Below are 18590 nucleotides of genomic sequence, written 5' to 3'. Positions count from 1 at the left end.
GGGATCTGCAGACGCACGCCGACCACCATATGAGGGCATGGGAGAAGGGAGCGCAACTACCCACTATAGACCGGGCGACGCGCCATGTCCAGTCGATTCTTGACGACTCTTGGATGCTGCGGTATAAACGCGCGAACCCCGCTCCGCTCCCCCTGCGCGAGCGGGTCCGATGCCGGCGACCGGTGCTTCGTCGCCGGGCCCCGACTCGCCCGCCGTCACCCGATGAGACGGGCGTGGCGGAACCGGATGCGCGTGCCGGGCCGCGCCTGCGCGAGGACATCGCGGGAGGCATCCGCCACCACCCCGATGACGGGATAGCCGCCCGTCACCGGACCATCCGGCCCGAGGATCACGGGGCGGCCGTCGGGCGGCACCTGGATCGCACCGGGGAGCATCCCCTCGCTCGGCAGCTCGCCGTCGCGCGAGCGGACGAGCGGGTCGCCGTCGAGACGGATGCCGACGCGATCGGCCTGCGGCGAGACGGTCCACGAGGTCTCGAAGAGAGCGAGCGGGTCGGCGAACCAGTCGGCGCGCGGCCCCGGGGCGACCTCGACGTCGATGACCCCGCCGGGCGGATTCCACGGATGCAGATCCTCGGGCGGGACCGGGCGCGTCGGACGCGGGTCCGAGATCGTGAGCACATCGCCCGCGCGCAGCGGGCGCGGCCCGAGCCCGGACAGCGTGTCGGTCGAGCGCGAACCGACGTCGGCGACCCCGCCGAGGCCGCCGCGCACGGCGATGCACGCCCGGAGGCCTCGATCGAACGCTCCGAGCTCGAGCTCGTCGCCGCGCCGCCACCGGTGCGCCGCCGAGGCGTCGACCTGCCGCCCGCCGAGGCGCATCGGCCCCCACGCGCCCGTGATGGCGACCCACAGATCGGCCTGGGCGACGGCGCGGAACCCACCGAGGGCGACCTCGATCACAGCCGCATCCTCGGGGTTGCCCACCAGCCGGTTGGCCCGACGCAGCGCCGCGCGGTCGGCGGCCCCCGAGACGGCGATGCCCTCGGCGGCGTGCTCGACTCGTCCGGCATCCTGCACGGTCGCGAACGCACCGGGCGCCTCGATGCGCAGCACCGGGGCGGGGGTGGCGGCGGTGCCTGGGGCGACGTCGTCGGCGGGAGCGGTCTCCGAGGTGACGGGGAGGGGCGGCGCATGGCGGTCGCCGAGAGCACCGGCCGGGGCGGGCACGAACCGCACGCGGGTTCCGGGGGCGAGGAGCGCAGGCGGCGAGGCATCCGGCCGGAACAGCGGCGCGCTGGTCGTCCCGATGAGCTGCCATCCGCCGGGCGTCTCGCGGGGGTAGGCGCCGGTGAAGCCCGCGGCGATGCCCACGGCACCGGCGGGCACGCGCGTGCGCGGGCTGGCACGACGCGGGACGTCGTGGGTCCAGCCGTCGCTGACGAGGTACCCGAATCCGGGGGCGAAGCCGGTGAAGGCGACGGTCCATTCGCACGTCGCGTGCTGCGCCGCGAGATCGGCGGCGCTCAGGCCGAGCTCCAGGGCGACGTCCTCGATGTCGGGACCGTCGTACACGATCGGGAGTTCGACGACCGGGGCATCCGCAGCCCGCGCCACCGGTGTGGTACCGAGGCGGGCGATCCAGGCACGCGCCGCGGCGAGCGAGAGCCGGCCCGGATCCACGTGCACGAGCACCGTCCGCGCCGCCGGGACGAGATCGACCACGCCGTCGGGCCGCGACGCCGCGAGGCGCGCGTGCAGGGCGAGCACGTCCTCGAGCGTGTCGCACTCGGCCAGTACCGCGCGATCGCCGAACGGCAGCACCCGGGACGTCACCGGCGCACGCCCCGCGTCGTCGCCGCGGCGGCTGGCGCGGGCGCGGACCTCCGCATCCGTCCGGGCACGGACGTGGGCACGGCTCGCGCGGCGAGGCGCGGGCTCTCCCCCACACGGCAGGAGCACCTGTGACGGATGAGGCGGGTGAGGTCTCCGAGAGCGCCCGCGCCGCGGCTGATCCTGCGGATGGGGGCTGACCCCTCACGCACCGGGCGACCCGGCACCAACACGACCCCGGCGGGGCGACCCGGCACCGGCGCCACGCCGGCGCGGTGCCCCGGCCTCACCACAACCCGGGCGCGGAGACCGGGCCTCACCACGGCGCCGCCACGCCGATCCCGGCGGCATCCAGGGCAGCGCGGACGGCGCGGGCCATCGCCACCGCGCCCGGGGAGTCACCGTGGAGGCACAGCGACGCAGCACCCGTGTCGACGGATGCCCCGTCGACCGCCTCGACGATGCCGTCGCGGGCGAGGCGCACGGCCCGCGCGGCGACGACGTCGGGGTCGCGCAGCAGGGCGCCGGGGTCGCCGCGCGGCACGAGGCCGCCGTCGGGCAGGTAGCCGCGGTCGAGGAAGGCCTCGCGTCGGAACGGCAGCCCGGCGGCTTCGGCAGCGCGGGAGATCTCGCCATCGAGCCCGAGGATCGGGATCGGACGCCCCGCGCGTTCCGAGAGCGCCGCCACAGCGGCGACGACCGCGGCGGCGTGCCGCGCGTCGCGACGCACCGCGTGGTAGAGCGACCCGTGCGGCTTCACGTAGCGGATGTCCGCCCCGGCGGCGACGAGAGCGGCCAACTGCTCGGCGAGCGCCGCTCGCAGCTCCGCCGCACCGAGCACCATCGGCAGGCGCCCGAACCCCGCCCGGTCGGGGTACGACGGATGCGCACCGACGGCCACTCCCCGCTCGGCGGCGCGCGCGATGGCTGCACGCATCGAGGCGGCGTCGCCGGCGTGTCCGCCGCAGGCGACCGACGCACTCGACACGACCGCGAACATGGCCGCATCATCGGCGGTCGGCTCGCCGTCGACCGTCTCGCCGAGGTCGGCGTTCAGGTCGATCGTGCTCATGCGGCCACGTTAGCCGCCCCGCATCCGGCGCCGTCGTGCCCGCCGCGGGGCGGCGCTCGTCCGCAGTGCACCACGCACACCGGCATCCACGCCCCGCCCGCCACACGCGCACTGCCGCGCGCTCTGTCATCTCGCGCGCCGAGACGCCACCCTCGCCCGCCGGCCACGCACCCCGTCAGCTGCCCACGGCGAGCCGCGGCATGCGTCGCCGCACCGGGCTCGCCGCCCGCTACCGTGGTCGCATGGCCCGCGCACACCTCGAAGAGCCGGCGCAGACACGGCTCAGCGACGGCAGCATCGCCCGCGTCGTGCCGAGCAGGTTCGCGGGCGGGTACGAGCTCGAGGTGGCGGGCACCCCGCAGTCGCACGTCGACCTCGACGATCCGACGCATCTGCATTTCGAGTACGTCGCACGGATGGGAGCGGTGATCGACCGCCTGCGGATGCCCGGGCAGCCGCTCACGGCGATCCATCTCGGCGGCGGCGCCCTGACCCTCCCCCGCTACATCGAGCAGACGCGTCCGGGCTCGCGCCAGCAGGTGATCGAGCTCGAACAGCCGCTGATCGATCTGGTCCGCGCGGAGCTTCCCCTGGCCCGGTCCGCCCAGGTACGGATGCGCATCGGCGACGCCCGGGCCGTGGCCGCCAAGCTGCCTGCGGGCCTGCAGGGCGCGGCAGACCTCGTCGTCTCCGACGTGTTCGCGGGCGCGCAGACCCCCGCGCATCTGACCACGATCGAGTACTTCCGCGTGCTCGCGGGTCTGCTCGCGCCCGACGGCGTGCTGCTCGTGAACATCGCCGACGGTGCGGGGCTCGCCTTCGCCCGACGCGAGGTGGCGACCGTGCGCGCGGTGCTGTCCGAGGTGATCGTGCTCGCCGAGGTGCAGACCCTCAAGGGGCGGCGCTTCGGGAATCTCGTGATCGCGGCATCCGCGGCACCGCTGCCGGTCGAATGGCTGCCCCGGCTCATGGCCGCCGGGCCGCACCCCGCGAAGGTGGCGCAGGGCGACGAGATCGACGCGTTCGTGCGGGGCGCGGTTCCCGTGACGGATGCCGACGCGACGGCCTCGCCGAAGCCGTCGGCCTCGCTGTTCGAACGCTGACGCACGGCTCACGACGGCCTCGGCTCCGCGTCCGCGTGCGCCCGGGGCTGCGGACCGAACTCCTCCAGTTCGGCACCCGGCGTGTGCAGAATCTGCGTAACGGGGCAAAGCGGGCACGAATCGGAGGAGTTCGGGCCAGGGCCGGGGCGGCGATGGGTGGCGGGGGCCGTCTGCGCGGCACGCCGCGCGGGGTCGACGGATGCCCGCGGTGTCGGGTGACACTGGACCGACGACCCTCCCGCGATCCGTGCGCACGCGGGAGACGCCTGCACGCGAGAACGACCGCGCGAGAAGAAGAGGGATGCCGGTGAGCTACATCCAGGGATTCGACCCGCAGACCCTGCGCGAGATCGTCGACGTACGCCACTGCCGCGAGCGGCTCGACGAACTGGGCGACCAGCGCTCCCTGCCCGCGCTCCTGGAGCGCGTCTGGCTGCTGAAGGTCACGGGCGACCTCGACGCCGCGCTCGCCGTCTCGGAGCAGTCGGTGCGGGTCGCGCGCATGGGCGGACCCCGCAAGGACCTGCTGCGCGCCCGGGTGCTGCACGCGACGGTCCTGCAGTTCCGCGGCGCGTATGCCGCGGCCGTGCAAGAGCTCACCACGTGCGGCGAAGAGGCCGAAGGACAGGGGTGGGCGGCGCTCGCCGCCTTCGCCTACCAGCACCGCGGCAAGGTCTTCTACGACGCGGGCGACTTCGTGAACGCGCGCGCGGACTTCAAGCGGGCGCTGTTCCTGCGGCAGGAGGCGGGCGCCCCCGAGCCGGAGCTGCAGTCGACCCTCGCCGCGATCGACGCCGCCGAGCGGCGTCGCGCCGACGTGTCGGTCGCCGGCTGAGTGTCGGCGGTCCGTTCTAGCCTGTCGGGCATGACCACCGCCCGTCCGTCCGCACTGCGCAGAGACACCTGAGCTGCCGCATGTCCGATCTGCACGTGCTCCGTCGCGAGGCGGAGGAGCTCATCGCCCGACACCTCGACCCGACGTGGTCGTTCACGTACGACAACGCCAAACGCCGCGCGGGCGCCTGCGATTACACGCGCCAGCGCATCACGGTGTCGCGGTACCTGTCCGCGAGGTACGACGACGAGACCAACCGGCAGACCCTGCTGCACGAGATCGCGCACGCTCTCGCCGGGTCTCGGGCCGGCCACGGCGCGGCGTGGAAGCGCACGGCACGCGCGATCGGCTACACCGGCGGGGTCACCCATCGCGGCGAGACGGCGACCGAGCTCGCGCCGTGGGTCGGCGTCTGCCCGGCGGGCCACGTCGCCTACCGCCATCGCGTCGCGGCGCGACCCACGTCGTGCGCCGTGTGCTCGCGCACGTTCGACGACCGCTACCTGTTCGTCTGGACCCGCCGGGAGATCACCGCCGAGGCGCGGCGCGCCGCGATGACCCCGCGCGAAGTGGCCGGCACGCCCTGAGCCGGCGCAGCCGCACCGACGCCGCACCGCCCGACGGATCGATGCCGCTGACCGCCGAGGGATGCCACGGCCCACAGCACCGAAGGCGGCAGCCACACCCGGGCGCGAGATCACCCCGCGACGAACGCGCCGTCGCGCAGCACGGGGGCGGATGCCATGGCATCCACCCGCGCCGCCGCGAGCACCTCGTCGCGCGCGCCGCGGTCGATCAGCTCTTGACCGGATCCGCTCGCCGTGAGCAGGTGCCGCACGGCACCCCGCAGGCCACGGAACGCCTCGCACGCAGCCGCGGCCTCCGGCGACGTGTGGTCGATCCCGCGGGCTCCGAGGGCGTCGATCACCGCCCCGGCGCCGAGCAGGTCTTCCACGGCGAAGCGCAGGTGCGCGTCCGCGGCGCGCGAGGTGAGCTCGCCCGCGGCGAGGACGAGGATGCTCGTGCGCTCGGCTCGACGGTGCTGTTCGGTGAGCACGGCGTCCGCGACGGCCGACGCGTTCACGAGGCCGCCGAGGAGGACGAGCGCGCCGGACTCGGCCGCCCGCTCGGCCACCGCGGCGCCGTTCAGCGAGACGGCGTGCGCCGCGGCATCCAGCGCGACGCGCTCGCCATCCGCCACACGCGTGGCGACGGTCGTCGAGAATCGGAGCACATCGACGACCACGACGACATCGGCGGCGGCCACGCGGTCAAGGCCTGCCGCACCCCACTCGAAACGCACCTGATAGCGGGACTGGTCGAACGGCGCGGGCATGGCTCCAGGCTACGTCGACGGCTGCCGGGGCGCGTGCCGCGGTGCCAGACTGGCCGCATGCGGATCATGCTCAAGCTCGTGCTCGACTGCGACGCCGATGCGGCGTGGCGCGCCCTGCATTCCCCTCGGGCCGTGGCCGAGCTCTACGGCCCGCTGGTCGAGCTCGAGCCGCTCGGATCGGGCGCCCTGCCGCCGACCCTCGAACCGGGCGCCGACGTCCCGGTGCGGATGCGACTCGGCCTCGGGTCCGTCGGTGTCGGGCTCGGCGACCAGCTGATCCACGTGAGCGAACGGTACGTGCCGGAGGCACGCGGACCGGTGCGGATCCTCCGCGACAGCGGCATCCCGCTGACCGGCCCGTTGGCCTCGCTCGACGTCTGGGACCACCAGATGGCGGTCTCGGCCGCACCCGGCGACCCGACGAAGACGCTGTGGCGCGATCGGCTCGTCATCGGCGGACCGGCCGCGCCGGCGCTGTGGCCGGCATTGTGGGCGACGTGGCAGTGGCGCGGTGCCCGGCTACGCCGAACGGCCCCGACGTGGGCCCACGATCCGGAGTTCACCGGTGAGGCCCCGTCGGGGTCGTCCGACTGAGACGGAGATCGCCTGCGCGGCAGCCGCCTACTCGGCGAGCGCCTCGACGGCGGTGACGCGCGTGGCCAGCCGCGTCGGGACGACCGTCGCGATGATCGTGAGAAGCGCGGTGGCCGCGACGACGACGAGCACCGGGACCCACGGCACCCCGGGGGCGATGAAGGTCGGCGGCGGCACGGTGGCCGACAGGGCGACCGATCCGAGCAGCGACTGCGCACCGATCCATCCGTAGACGACGCCGAGGATGAGGCCGAGCACGAGCGAGGTGACCGTGATGTGCACCGCTTCGAACAGCACGACGCGTCGCACCTGCGCCGAGCTGAGACCGAGCGCGCGGAGCAGTCCGAGCTCACGGCGACGCTGCACGACGCCGATCGTCAGAAGGTTGACGAGTCCCACGCCGGCGATGACCGCCGAGACCGCGACGAGCCCCATCATGATGGCGGCGAAGGTGTCCATGATGCTGCCGAGCTCGGCCGGCAGTTCGCCGCCCGCCGCGGTCGTCAGCAGCAGCTTCACCGATTCGTTCGCCACGGCGAACATGACGACGAGGGTGACCCCCATGACGACGCCGATCGCCATGCGGCTCGTGCGCTCGGGGTAGCGCAGCGCATTCTCGGCGGCGAGACGCGCCGTCGCCGAGCGCCCCATGAGTCGCCCCGTCGCGCGCAGCAGCGGCGGCAGGAAGAGGACGGCGGCGAGGACGAGGCCGGTGAAGGAGAGGATGCCTCCGAAGAACGCGACGATGACGCCGCTCGGGCTGGTGAAGCCGAGGATCACGCCGCCGGCGAGGAGCGCTCCGCCGGCCACGAGCAGCAGCAGCGACGAGATCGTGCGACCGCGGGAGCGACCGGCCTGCTCGTGCGTGCGCGGGGCCGACCCCGACAGCGCCTGCAGCGGCGTGACGGTGAGGACGCGTCGCGAGCCGCTCCACGTTCCGGCCCAGGTCGTGAGCACGACCGCGATCGCGGGCAGGACGAGCACCGGCTGGAGGATCTGGAAATCCGTGGAGATGCCGAGTGCCGCGTCGGCCCACAGGCGCAACAGGGCGCCGGTCGCCGTGCCGCCGACGAGGCCCGCGGCGGCCCCGATGGCGCCGACCGCGAGCCCCTGGCGGGCGACCTCACCGCGCTGGGACCTCGCCGAGGCGCCGATCAACCGCAGGAGCGCGATACGGCGCGTGCGTCCCGCGATGATCGTCGCGAAAGTGTTGGCGGTCACGATCGCCGCGACGTAGACCGCGACTCCCAGGAACAGCACGCTGAGGATGCCGATGACCGTCGCCGCGGTCCCGCTGTCGCCGAGTGTGGCATCCGATCCGATCCACGCGGCGATGTACCCGGTCGCGCTCAGCAGGAGCACGCCGAACGCCGTCGAGATGCCGGAGACGAGGACCGTCGCCCCCATGCCGCGCTCGCGCAGCCACGCCCATGACGCCGCTCCCTCGCGCGGGGAGGCCGCGGTACGGCCATCCACGTCGGGGGACGCGAGCACCGCGCTCATGAGGCCACCTCCGCGGCGAGCATGAACGCCGAGACCTGTTCGGCACTCTGCCGGGGCTTGTCGGCGACGATCCGGCCGTCACCGAGGAAGAGCACCCGGTCGGCGTGCGAGGCGGCGACCGGGTCGTGGGTCACCATCGCGATCGACTGGCCCTGGTCGCGCGAGGCCGCGGCGAGCAGAGCCAGCACCTCGCGGCTCGATCGCGAGTCGAGGTTTCCGGTGGGCTCGTCGGCGAACACGAGGTCGGGAGCGGTCGCGAGTGCGCGCGCGATCGCGACGCGCTGCTGCTGCCCGCCCGACATCTCGTGCGGGCGGTGGCGCAGCCGCTCGCGCAGGCCGAGGGCATCGATCAGGCCGTCGATGCGCGCGCGCTCGAGCGCGGTCGGTCGACGCCCGTCGAGGTCGAAGGGCAGCAGGATGTTGGCGAGCGCATCGAGGGTCGGCACGAGGTTGAAGGCCTGGAAGATGAATCCCACCCGGCGGCGGCGCAGCAGGGTCAGCTCGAGGTCGGAGAGGCCGGTGATCTCGGTGTCGCCGATCCAGGCGCGGCCGGCGGTGGCGGCGTCGAGTCCCGCCATGATGTGCATGAGGGTCGACTTGCCCGACCCGGAGGGACCCATGATCGCGGTGAACTCGCCGCGACGGATGCCAACCGTGACGTCGGCGAGGGCGCGCACCCCGGACTCGCCGGAGCCGTAGGTCTTCGTGAGGTTCTGCACCCGGGCGGCGAGCCCGAGCTGTGTGGTCGTGATCTCCATGCCTTCGACGCTACGAATGCGGGGCATCCCCCCGCGTCGGCCCCGCGTCGCGAGCGTGTACATCGGGAGGATGATCCGTCGTCCGTCGCACGGGCCTGTCGCGCCGGCTGCGCGCGGCGACGGGCGGGTCAGGCGAGGCCGTGCTCGAAGGCGAAGACGACGAGCTGCACCCGATCGCGCACGCCGAGCTTGGCGAGGATGCGGCTGATGTGGGTCTTCACGGTCGCCTCCGACAGGAACTCGCGCTGCGCGATCTCGGCGTTGGAGAGGCCGCGCGCGGCGAGCGCGAAGATCTCCCGCTCGCGGTCGGTCAGGTCGCCGTACGCAGGCGGCACGGGCTTCGACTCGGGTTCGGAGAAGTGCGCGAAGAGGTCGCGCGTGGCGGATGCCGCGATGACCGCCGACCCGGCGTGCACCGAACGGATGGCCGCGAGCAGGAACTCGGGATCGGCGTCCTTCAGGAGGAACCCGCTCGCCCCCTGACGGATCGCGCGCGCGGCGGCCTCGTCGAGGTCGAAGGTGGTGAGCATGACGATCCGCGGTGGGGCGTCGCCGAACGAGGGATCGGCGAGGAGCGCCGCCGTCGCCTCGAGGCCGTCCATGACCGGCATCCGGATGTCCATGAGCACGACGTCGGGCCGGGTCGCGCGCACGACGCGCAGCCCCTCGGCGCCGTCGCCGGCTTCGCCGACGACCTCCAGGTCGGGCTGGGAGTCGATCACCATGCGGATGCCGGCGCGGAACAGGGCCTGGTCGTCGACCAGGACGACACGCACGGCGGCGCTCACGCGGCACCTCCGCTCGCCCTGTCGGCCGTGGCGACCGGGAGGACGGCGTGCACGACGAACACGTCGCCCTGCCGCGCCGCATCGACCGTGCCGCCCACCAGCTGGGCCCGCTCGCGCATGCCGATCAGCCCATGGCCTCGCGCGCCCTCGGAGGCGGCGGATGCCGGGGCTTCCGCCCCGACGACGGCATTGCGCACGGTGAGATCCACCCGTCCAGGGTGCCACGCCAGCCGCACGGTGACGGGGTCGGGAGCCCCGTGTCGGAGGGCGTTGGTGAGAGCCTCCTGCAGAATCCGGTAGACGGCGAGCTGGACTGCAGCCGGCACGTCGGCCGGCGGCATGGGCGAGACCTCGACGCGCAGCTCGATGCCGGCCGCGCGGACCTGGGCGTACAGCTGCTCGAGTTCGGTGAGGGTCGGCTGCGGACCTTCGGCCTGGGTATGGCGCAGCTGCGTCAGGAGCATCCGCACGTCCGACAGGGCGGCGCGCGCCGTGGACGAGATGGTGCCGAGGGCCGCCGTCGCGACGGCCGGGTCGGATGCCGCGGCGTAGCGCGCCCCGTCGGCTTGTGCGATCACGACGGCGAGCGAGTGAGCGACGACGTCATGCATGTCGCGCGCGATGCGGGTGCGCTCCGCCTCGGCGGCCGCCGCCGCTTCGGCGAGCTGCTGCGCCAGGCGGTTGTCGCGGGCACGCATGCTCGAACGCACGAGCGCGCCCCCCGTCCACGACAGCAGCAGTGCGAAGGTCGCCGCGGCGAAGGTCGCGGCGCTCGCGAACACGAGGGTGGCGGCGAACGACACGGCACCGTTGCCGGCGCCGTTGCGGAGGATCGGCAGAGCGACGAGGTAGACCGAGATGGCCGCAGCACCGACGAGCGACGAGGCCAGGCCGGTCCAGTACACGCGTCGCGTGCCGTACGCGGCGCACGTGTAGAGGATCCCGAAGATCGCGACGTTGGCGGGGAGCGGGGGCAGACCCGAGCCCATCTGGATGAGCGCGGCGCCCCACGCGATCCCGAGTGCGACTCCGGGTGCGAGGCGTCGCAGGGCGAGCGCACCGGCGAAGACCCCCGAGAGCACGAGCGCCATCGCGAGCGCGACCCCGGGCGAGAGCAGGGCCGAGCCCACCGAGTCCCACGGCACGATCGTGAGAGCGAGGGAGCAGAGCCCGAACAGCACAGCGACGACGATGTCGACGTTGCGCTGCGTGCGGGTCAGCGATCGGAACACCCTCCGACGCTACGCGAGAGCGGGATGCCGTGGCATCCGCCGCGGGATGTATGTCGCCACCGACGGCCGCCCGGTCGGAGGTCAGGGCACGAGCGGCCGCCCTTCGTAGAACGTCTGCAGGACGACGGTGGTGCGGGTGTTGACGGAGGCCATGTGCCGGATCTCGCGGATGAGATCTTCGAGCGCACGGGGCGAGGCGACGCGCACGAACAGCATGTACGCGGCGTCGCCGGCGATCGAGTGGCAGGCCTCGATCTCGGAGAGGTGCTGCAGCAGTTCGGGGGCGTTGTCGGGCTGGCCGGGGTCGAGTGGAGTGATCTCGACGAACGCCGACAGGGGGCGCCCGACCGCCTCGGGGTCGACGACGGCGCGGTACCCCCTGATGACGCCGCGCGACTCGAGCCGCTTCAGACGGGCCTGCACCGCAGAGACGGACAAACCGACGTCGGCGGACAGATCGGCGAGGGTCACCCGACCGTCCCGAGAGACCGCGGCGAGGATCCGGGCGTCGACATCGTCTTCCATGCATGGAAGAATACCTGCAGCAAGCTATGTCAGCCGGAATTATTCCTGCTTTTCGTCGATCGGAGGTTCACATGTCACTGACCGCGTCAACTTTGAAGACGGTCATCGGGGAGCCCGAGGTCGTCGAAGACGACCGAGCGAACAGGCTGGTCGTCGAAGACGACCGAGCGAACAGGCTGGTCGTCGAAGACGACCGAGCGAACAGGCTGGTCGTCGAAGACGACCGAGCGAACAGGCTGGTCGTCGAAGACGACCGAGCGAACGCGCCGATCGAGCAGCAGCCCGCCTGGCTCTCGCTCAAGGCCGCGGCGACCGAACTGCAGTCTCTGCAGGTGCAGGACGGCTCGGTCCCGGCAGTCGACGATCACCCGCGTGCAGCCTCCCTCGTCGCCGCGATCACGACCTCGATCCGCGCGCTCGCGCCCCTCTTCCCCCACGACGCGGCCTATCTCGAGGCATCCGTCGCCGATTTCTCGCGCTGGATGGAGGGCGGCTTCGGCGTTCCGGACTTCCTGGACTCGCTGGTCGCGTTCCAGCCGCAGCGTGATCGGGTCGACGGGCTCCGGCACCTGGTGGTCTTCCCGATGTACACGCAGAACGGATCGCGCAACCGGTTCGTCGAGGCCGTGCTGTGCGAGGTGATCTGGCCGGAGTCCATCGACGAGCTGGAGCACACGTATACGAATCGCCTGTTCGTCTCGCTGCGGCTGATCGACTTCACCCCCGGATACGACACGAACTCGGCGGTGCTCTTCCCCGAGACGGTCGCGATGCGCGAGGTCCCGACCTTCACGTGGGGTGCGATCTTCCAGGACCGCGAAGCGGCACGATTCCGACGGGTGGTGGCCGCGGCATCCGACATCACCAAGCTCGATCTGCCGGACGGCGCCGCGCGGATGCTCGCCGACCAGCAGCTCACCGAGAAGACGTTCGTCATGTGGGACCTCATCCACGACCGCACGCACATGCGCGGCGACCTGCCGTTCGACCCGTTCATGATCAAGCAGCGGATGCCGTTCTTCCTCTATTCGCTCGAGGAGCTGCGGTGCGACCTGACGGCCTTCCGCGAGTGCGTCGGCATCGAGGCGCACTTGCAGGCACGCGTCGACGCGGGAGGCGACCTGACCGCGGCGGAGGCAGAGATGCTCGACCAGGCGCAGCTCGTGCAGTACGCCGTGGTCTTCGACCGCATCTTCCGCTTCGCGATCACCGGGTCGCGGGTGCGCAACTACGACGGTCTCGGCGGCCAGCTACTGTTCGCGTGGCTGCATCAGCGGGGCGTGCTGCACTGGACCGACACGGCACTGACCTTCGACTGGGACGGGGTGCCCGGCGCGGTCATCGCGCTTTCGGATGCCATCGACCGCCTGTACTGGGAATCGATCGACCGCCCGAAGACCGCGCACTGGCTCGCGGCGTATCGGCTGGTCTCCGACGTCGTGACGCCTCACCCGGCCTCGCTGTGGGCCCGCGGGCTGAGCGACGAGATCCTCGCGGGGCCGCCGAAGGGGTACACCGACGCGGTGCGCGACGACGAGTTCCCCCTGTCGATGTTCTTCGAGGCGTTGGAGAGGAAGATGCGCGACGTCATCGCCTCGACGGAAGGGATCACGGGGCGTGCGGCGTGAGGGGCTACCCGGTGCCCGCGGCATCCCCCGCGAACCGGCCGAACTAGGCTGATCCGTCGTGAGCACCCTGCATGACGCGACCGTCCGCGGCTTCGCGAGCGACAACTATTCCGGCGTCCACCCCGAGATCCTCGAGGCCATCGCCGCCGCCAACGACGGCCACCAGGTCGCCTACGGTGAGGATGCCTATACGGCCCGGCTGCAGGAGGTCTTCCGCCACCACTTCGGCGACGCCGCGGAGGCCTTCCCCGTGTTCAACGGCACGGGGGCGAACGTGACCGGGCTGCAATCGATGCTGCCGCGGTGGGGCGCGGTCATCGCCGCGTCGACCGCGCACATCAACGTCGACGAGGGCGGTGCGCCCGAGCGCGTCGCGGGCATCAAGATCCTGAACGTCCCCACCGGCGACGGCAAGCTCACCCCCGAGCTCGTCGACCGTGAGGCGTGGGGCTGGGGCGACGAGCACCGCGCGCAGCCGCTCGTCGTCTCGATCACCCAGTCGACCGAGCTCGGCACCCTCTACACGCCCGATGAGGTCCGGGCCCTCGCCGTCCACGCGCACGCCCGGGGCATGCGTCTGCACCTCGACGGCGCCCGCATCTCGAACGCGGCGGCCGCCCTCGACCTGCCGTTGCGCGCGTTCACGACCGACGTCGGCGTCGACGTGCTGAGCTTCGGCGGCACCAAGAACGGCGCGCTCGGCGGCGAGGCCGTCGTCGTGCTGAACCCGGATGCCGCCGAGGGCCTGCTGTTCCTGCGCAAGCTCAACATGCAGCTGGCCTCGAAGATGCGGTTCATCTCGGCGCAGCTGATCGCCCTGCTCGAGGGAGACCTGTACCTGCGCAACGCGCGGCGCGCGAACGCGATGGCGCAGCGCCTGCGCACGAGCGTCGAGGCGCAGCTCGCGGCCGGCACGATCTCGGGCGTCGCCTTCACCCAGCCGACGCAGTCGAACGGCGTGTTCGCGACCCTTCCCCGCCGCGCCGCGGACGAGCTGCGCACGATGTTCCGTTTCTACGACTGGGGCCCCGCCGGCGAGGAGGACGCATCCACGACCGAGGTGCGGTGGATGTGCTCGTTCGACACCGCCGAGGACGACGTCGACGCGTTCGTCGCGGAGCTCGCGCGTCTCACCTGAGCCACGCGCCGCCCGCTCGCACCCCGCCGCTGTCACTCGGCGTCGGTCACTCGGCGTCGGTCACTCGGCGTCGAGCCACGCCCGGTACGCGTCGAACGAGGAGGGCCGGCCGAGGAAGGCCTCGACGAGCTCGGCGGCGTCGCGGCTGCCACCCGGTTCGAGGATCTCGCGACGGTAGCGCGCCGCGGCCTCGGGGCTCATGAGGTCGCCGCCGAACCCCGACAGCAGATCGCGGGCGATCACGAGGCTCCATTGGTACGTGTAGTAGCACGCACCGTAGCCGGTGAGGTGACCGAATCCGGCATAGGAGTGCCGGCCGGCGAGCGGCTGCACGGGCGACGTGGTGCGGTACCAGTGCTCGGTGGCCGACTGCAGGTCGTGCGGCCGGTCCACGTGCAGGTGGTACGAGACGTTGGCGTGCCCCAGTTGGCGGCGCACTTCGAGGGCCCGTCCGAAGCCGTCGGCGACGCGCATCCTCTCGACCAGCTCGGAGGGGATCGGCTCGCCCGCCGCGTTCGCCGCGAAGGATGCCAGCACGTCGGCATCCCACGCCCATTCCTCCAGCAGCTGGCTCGGCGCCTCGACGAAGTCCCATTCCGTGGCGACCCCGGAGAACCGCGCGATGCGCTGGCGCCCGCCGAGGATGTCGTGCACGAGGTGCCCGAACTCGTGGAAGAAGGTGACGACCTCGTCGTGGGGCATCAGTCCGCGCGAGAAGTTGCACAGCAGAGCCGCCTCGGGGAGCACCCGACCCGCGATGCCGGGTGCGATGCCGAAGCACGCGGCGTGGTTGTACTTGCCGTCGCGCGGGTGGAGGTCGAGGTGGATGCGGCCGAGCCGCTCACCTCCCCGCACGACGTCATAGGATCGCACGTCGGCGTGCCACGCCGAGGCGTCCACCGGCAGGTACTCGACGTCGAGCAGACGCCCGGTGGTGGCCAGGACTCCGGGAAGCACGCGCTCGAAAGGCAGGTACGAGCGCACGAGCTGGGCGTCGACGTCGTGGCGTTCGCGGCGCAGCGCACCGAGCAGGTAGAAGAGGTCGGCGATCGTCACCTCGGATGCCGTGGGGCCGTCCTGCTGCAGGCGGGCGAGCAGCACCGGGTACTCCTCCGCCGCGGCGGGAGCGGACGCCTCGTCGAGGCGCTCGAGGAAGTCGGCGATCGCGGCACCGCTCCCGATCATCCGCGGCTCGGTCTCGTAGTCCGCCCACGACCCATAGCCGAGGAGGTCGGCGCGCTCGGCGCGCACGGCGAGCAGTTCGGCGAGGACCGACTCGTTCTCGGGCCACGCGACGTCGTTCGCCGCGGCGACTAGCGCCGTGCGCGTCTCGCGCCGCACCGCGTACTCGCGCACCGGCATGAGGTCGGGGTAGTCGGTCGTCAGCCGGACGAGCCCGTCGTCGCCGACCGGGTGCTCATCGAGGAAGTCCTGCGGAAGGCCCTCGAGGTCTTCGGGTGCGACGCGGATCTCGCGGCGGCCGTCCCGGATGTTGCGCGAGAACTCCAGGCTCAGCTCGGTGTCGCGGTCGGACAGGACGCGCACCCGCTCCCGATCCGCATCCGGCAGGTCGACACCCCCGCGCCGGAAGTCGCGGAGGACGTCGCGCCACAGGCGTCGGCGGTCGTGATCGAGCGCGTTCCCGGCATCCGCGCCGATCTCGCGGAACGCCTCGAACAGCGCACGCTCGAGCAGACGCCCCGCCGACAGCGCCTCGAGGCGCTGCACCTGTGCCTCGGCGGCGGCACGCACCGCGGCCTCGGGGTGCGCCTCGCTCAGCAGGTACACCTCGCTGGTGGCCTGTCGCAGCGCGAGGTCGGCGTCGTTCCACAGGTCGAGTCGCTCCTCGGGCGTCATTCCACGCGCGCTCGCCTCCGTCAGCCGTGCGTCGACGTCGGCGACGCGGGCGATCGCGGCGGCGGGGCGATCGGAGGCGAAAGCGAGCCATCCGTCGACGTCGGAGGGGTAGACGATCGGAGCGGGAGCGGTCATGCCTCGAGCCTAAACGCCGGCATCGACGTCGTCAGGGCACCGGCACGGCCGCGATCAGTGCGGCGATTCCACGAAGCTGCGCAGACTCGGGCGCCAGTGCTGCGCGACGTAGCGGACCGCCTCATCGACTCCGAACGAGCGCGTCGAGTTGCCCACCCGCACCCACAGATCGGTCGATCCGCCCTGCGCGACGAAGACCGGCTCGCCGGCCCGGGGGCACCGCACGGCGCACACCGAACGCCCGTCGACCTCGGCGAAGCGGATCGTGGGCAGCGCCGCCGCATTCTTGCCGAGCGAGGTCGACAGCATGTCGCGCAGCCACAGCTCGAACCGGTCGGCGTCGGGCGTGCGCAGCGTCGCGTAGTCGCGGTCGAGGCCGATCGCGTGCCCCGCGTCGTCGACGCCGATGACGAGGGTGCCGCCGTCGCTGTTGAGGAAGGCGGCGACCGTCTTGGCGACGACGGCCTCCATCCGGGCATCCTTCTTGTCTTCGCGGACGTTCCAGCGGGCCGTCTCTTTGAACTCCACCCGATCGGACTCGCCCGCGCGCAGAAGCGCCGCCACGTCGATGTCGCCGCGCGCACCGCGCACGAGGGCGGCGACGGCGGCCACGATGAAGCTGAGACCGACGCTGCATCCGAAGACGATGAGCACGGTCGTGGTCATCCACAGCCGCTGGCCCACGAGGAAGAGCCCTGCCACGAGCAGCCCGACGCTCATCCCGAGCACGGCGGTGATGGTGAGCGTCGGTGTCGACAGCGCGATGCGGCGACCGAACAGCAGCCGGATTCCGCGTGCGATCAGATACGACAGCAGCAGGACGACCGGCAGGGCGACCGAGAAGTCGACGAGAGTGGGACTCGCGGGCACGGCGATCCTCAGCGCAGCGCGCCGACGGAGGCCAGGGCCTGGCGCACGAGTGTCGACCGGCCGCCCTCCATCTCGGCGGCGAGCGCATCGGAGGACGCCTCCTCGGGCGACATCCAGGTCACCTCGAGAGCGTCCTGGCGCGGTTCGCACGTGCCGGTGACGGGCACCACGAATGCCAGCGAGACGGCGTGCTGACGGTCGTCGTGGAACGCCGTGACGCCCGGCAGCGGAAAGTACTCGGCGACGGTGAACGGCACCGGCTGCGGCGGCAGCAGCGGGAAGGCCATCGGGCCGAGATCGTTCTCGAGGTGGCGGAACAGCGCGTCGCGCACGGTCTCGCCGTAGCGCACGCGCCCCGAGACGATCGATCGGGTGATCTCCCCCAGCGGGGTGGCGCGCAGCAGCACGCCGATCTGGGTGACCTGTCCCATGCCGTCGATGCGCACGGGCACGGCCTCGACGTAGAGGATCGGCAGTCGCCGGCGCGCTTCGGCGAGTTCGATGTCGGTGAGCCAGCCCGGATTGGCGGCGTTGCCGGGAGCGGGCGACCCGAAGGACCCGTCGCCGAGGGGATGCCCCGAGCGTCCCGCACCGATGCCCGCGAGGGGATCGCGCGGGGTCCCGTCGTCGTCGCGCTCGTTCGGGTCGGGGTCGGGGGTTCGGACGGCCATGTCTCTTGTATACCCCGTCCCGGCCCGACGCCGCGTCCTGTCGGGGGTGGATGCCAGGATGGGGGCATGGGCGAGAACACGGTCTCCGACGGCGTCCCCCGCATCGATGACGAGGCGGTGCAGTGGTCGGCGCCTCCCGAGGAGCGCGCCGGCCGTCCGCTCCTCGTCCTTCTGCACGGCTACGGCTCGCACGAGGGCGACCTCTTCGCCCTCGCACCCCATCTGCCGAAGGAGTTCGTCGTGGCCGCGGTGCGCGCGCCGCTCACGCCGCCGTTCCCGGCACCCGGATGGTCGTGGTTCCCTATCGAGGGTCTGCAGGCGCGCGACGCCCGCGCGATCACCGCGTCGGCGACGGTACTGCTCGACTGGCTGGACCGCTCGGTCGACCCGGCGACACCGGTGGGACTGCTCGGCTTCTCACAGGGCGCGGTGATCGGCCTGCAGGCCCTGCGCCTGCGCCCCGAGCGCATCGGGTTCGTCGTCGCCCTGGCCGGCTTCGTCGCCGACGGCACCCTGCCGACGGACGCGGCGCTCGCGGCCCGGCGCCCGCCGGTGTTCTGGGGGCGAGGGTCGCGCGACGAGGTCATCCCCGCCGACCGCATCGCGCACAGCACCGAGTGGCTGCCCGGCTTCGTCGATCTCAGCGGTCGGGTCTATCCGGGCCTCACCCACAGCGTCTCTCAGGACGAACTCGACGACGTCGTCGTCTTCCTCCGCGCCCGCCTCGCGGAGTCCGCCCGCTGACACCGACC

General features: G+C 72.7%; 18 protein-coding genes. 7 read left to right on the top strand and 11 right to left on the bottom strand.

Annotated elements, in window-relative coordinates; translation table 11 throughout:
* Nucleotides 1–215: 215 nt before the first annotated feature.
* Together JOE64_RS02345 and pxpA are read right to left on the bottom strand one after the other, a co-directional pair.
* Nucleotides 216–1796, bottom strand: a complete 1581-nt coding sequence (locus tag JOE64_RS02345; RefSeq protein WP_204962776.1) for a 5-oxoprolinase subunit B/C family protein — start codon at nt 1794–1796, stop codon at nt 216–218.
* A gap of 313 nt (nt 1797–2109) precedes the next feature.
* Entirely contained in the window at nt 2110–2865 is a 756-nt protein-coding gene (pxpA, locus tag JOE64_RS02340) for a 5-oxoprolinase subunit PxpA (protein WP_204962775.1), read from the bottom strand.
* Nucleotides 2866–3107: 242 nt separating this feature from the next.
* Here pxpA and JOE64_RS02335 point away from each other — a divergent pair, with 242 nt between their 5' ends.
* The 3 genes from JOE64_RS02335 (at nt 3108) to JOE64_RS02325 (ending at nt 5390) form a co-directional block, all read left to right on the top strand.
* Nucleotides 3108–3968, top strand: a complete 861-nt coding sequence (locus JOE64_RS02335; RefSeq protein WP_204962774.1) for a spermidine synthase — start codon at nt 3108–3110, stop codon at nt 3966–3968.
* A 307-nt stretch (nt 3969–4275) separates the two neighbouring features.
* Nucleotides 4276–4803, top strand: coding sequence for a hypothetical protein (locus JOE64_RS02330; protein WP_204964932.1), 528 nt, complete (start codon nt 4276–4278; stop codon nt 4801–4803).
* An 80-nt stretch (nt 4804–4883) separates the two neighbouring features.
* On the top strand, nt 4884–5390 hold the full coding sequence (locus tag JOE64_RS02325; RefSeq protein ID WP_204962773.1) for a SprT-like domain-containing protein: 507 nt from the start codon (nt 4884–4886) through the stop codon (nt 5388–5390).
* A gap of 110 nt (nt 5391–5500) precedes the next feature.
* Here JOE64_RS02325 and JOE64_RS02320 read toward each other — a convergent pair whose 3' ends face one another.
* Complete coding sequence (locus JOE64_RS02320) at nt 5501–6139, bottom strand: 2-phosphosulfolactate phosphatase (protein ID WP_204962772.1); 639 nt, start codon at nt 6137–6139, stop codon at nt 5501–5503.
* Nucleotides 6140–6196: 57 nt separating this feature from the next.
* Here JOE64_RS02320 and JOE64_RS02315 point away from each other — a divergent pair, with 57 nt between their 5' ends.
* A complete protein-coding gene (locus JOE64_RS02315; RefSeq protein WP_204962771.1) occupies nt 6197–6733 on the top strand; it encodes a hypothetical protein in 537 nt (178 codons plus the stop codon).
* A 27-nt stretch (nt 6734–6760) separates the two neighbouring features.
* On the opposite strand, the gene JOE64_RS02310 is transcribed toward JOE64_RS02315, so the two are convergent.
* From JOE64_RS02310 to JOE64_RS02290, 5 genes are all read right to left on the bottom strand, one after another.
* Nucleotides 6761–8236 carry an ABC transporter permease gene (locus JOE64_RS02310; protein WP_204962770.1) on the bottom strand — a complete coding sequence of 492 codons (1476 nt, stop codon included), beginning with the start codon at nt 8234–8236 and terminating at the stop codon, nt 6761–6763.
* Nucleotides 8233–8994 carry an ABC transporter ATP-binding protein gene (locus JOE64_RS02305; protein ID WP_204962769.1) on the bottom strand — a complete coding sequence of 254 codons (762 nt, stop codon included), beginning with the start codon at nt 8992–8994 and terminating at the stop codon, nt 8233–8235. Before JOE64_RS02305 ends, JOE64_RS02310 begins: the two co-directional genes overlap by 4 nt.
* 128 nt (nt 8995–9122) lie before the next feature.
* A complete protein-coding gene (locus JOE64_RS02300) occupies nt 9123–9782 on the bottom strand; it encodes a response regulator (RefSeq protein ID WP_204962768.1) in 660 nt (219 codons plus the stop codon).
* Nucleotides 9779–11014, bottom strand: a complete 1236-nt coding sequence (locus JOE64_RS02295; protein ID WP_204962767.1) for a sensor histidine kinase — start codon at nt 11012–11014, stop codon at nt 9779–9781. The genes JOE64_RS02300 and JOE64_RS02295 overlap by 4 nt, the downstream gene beginning before the upstream one ends.
* Nucleotides 11015–11095: 81 nt before the next feature.
* Entirely contained in the window at nt 11096–11539 is a 444-nt protein-coding gene (locus JOE64_RS02290; RefSeq protein WP_204962766.1) for an Lrp/AsnC family transcriptional regulator, read from the bottom strand.
* Between the two features lie 71 nt (nt 11540–11610).
* On the opposite strand from JOE64_RS02290, the gene JOE64_RS02285 reads away from it, so the two are divergent.
* Nucleotides 11611–13167, top strand: coding sequence for a DUF6421 family protein (locus JOE64_RS02285; protein WP_239531676.1), 1557 nt, complete (start codon nt 11611–11613; stop codon nt 13165–13167).
* Nucleotides 13168–13225: 58 nt separating this feature from the next.
* Nucleotides 13226–14305, top strand: coding sequence for a threonine aldolase family protein (locus tag JOE64_RS02280; RefSeq protein ID WP_204962765.1), 1080 nt, complete (start codon nt 13226–13228; stop codon nt 14303–14305).
* A gap of 60 nt (nt 14306–14365) precedes the next feature.
* On the opposite strand, the gene JOE64_RS02275 is transcribed toward JOE64_RS02280, so the two are convergent.
* From JOE64_RS02275 to JOE64_RS02265, 3 genes are read right to left on the bottom strand one after another with little or no spacing between them, the layout of a single operon-like run.
* Entirely contained in the window at nt 14366–16297 is a 1932-nt protein-coding gene (locus JOE64_RS02275) for a M3 family metallopeptidase (RefSeq protein WP_204962764.1), read from the bottom strand.
* A 54-nt stretch (nt 16298–16351) separates the two neighbouring features.
* Nucleotides 16352–17167 carry an AlbA family DNA-binding domain-containing protein gene (locus JOE64_RS02270; RefSeq protein ID WP_204962763.1) on the bottom strand — a complete coding sequence of 272 codons (816 nt, stop codon included), beginning with the start codon at nt 17165–17167 and terminating at the stop codon, nt 16352–16354.
* 8 nt (nt 17168–17175) lie between these two features.
* The gene (locus tag JOE64_RS02265; protein WP_204962762.1) at nt 17176–17838 is read right to left on the bottom strand and encodes an NUDIX hydrolase family protein; all 663 of its coding nucleotides are present in this window, start codon (nt 17836–17838) and stop codon (nt 17176–17178) included.
* Between the two features lie 66 nt (nt 17839–17904).
* Between JOE64_RS02265 and JOE64_RS02260 the strand changes: the two genes are divergently transcribed.
* Nucleotides 17905–18582 carry an alpha/beta hydrolase gene (locus tag JOE64_RS02260; protein WP_204962761.1) on the top strand — a complete coding sequence of 226 codons (678 nt, stop codon included), beginning with the start codon at nt 17905–17907 and terminating at the stop codon, nt 18580–18582.
* Nucleotides 18583–18590: the final 8 nt, after the last annotated feature.

Origin of the sequence: Microbacterium dextranolyticum (assembly GCF_016907295.1) — a bacterium.
GTDB classification, from domain to species: Bacteria; Actinomycetota; Actinomycetes; order Actinomycetales; family Microbacteriaceae; genus Microbacterium; species Microbacterium dextranolyticum.
This window is presented reverse-complemented; position numbering and strand designations above follow the sequence as displayed.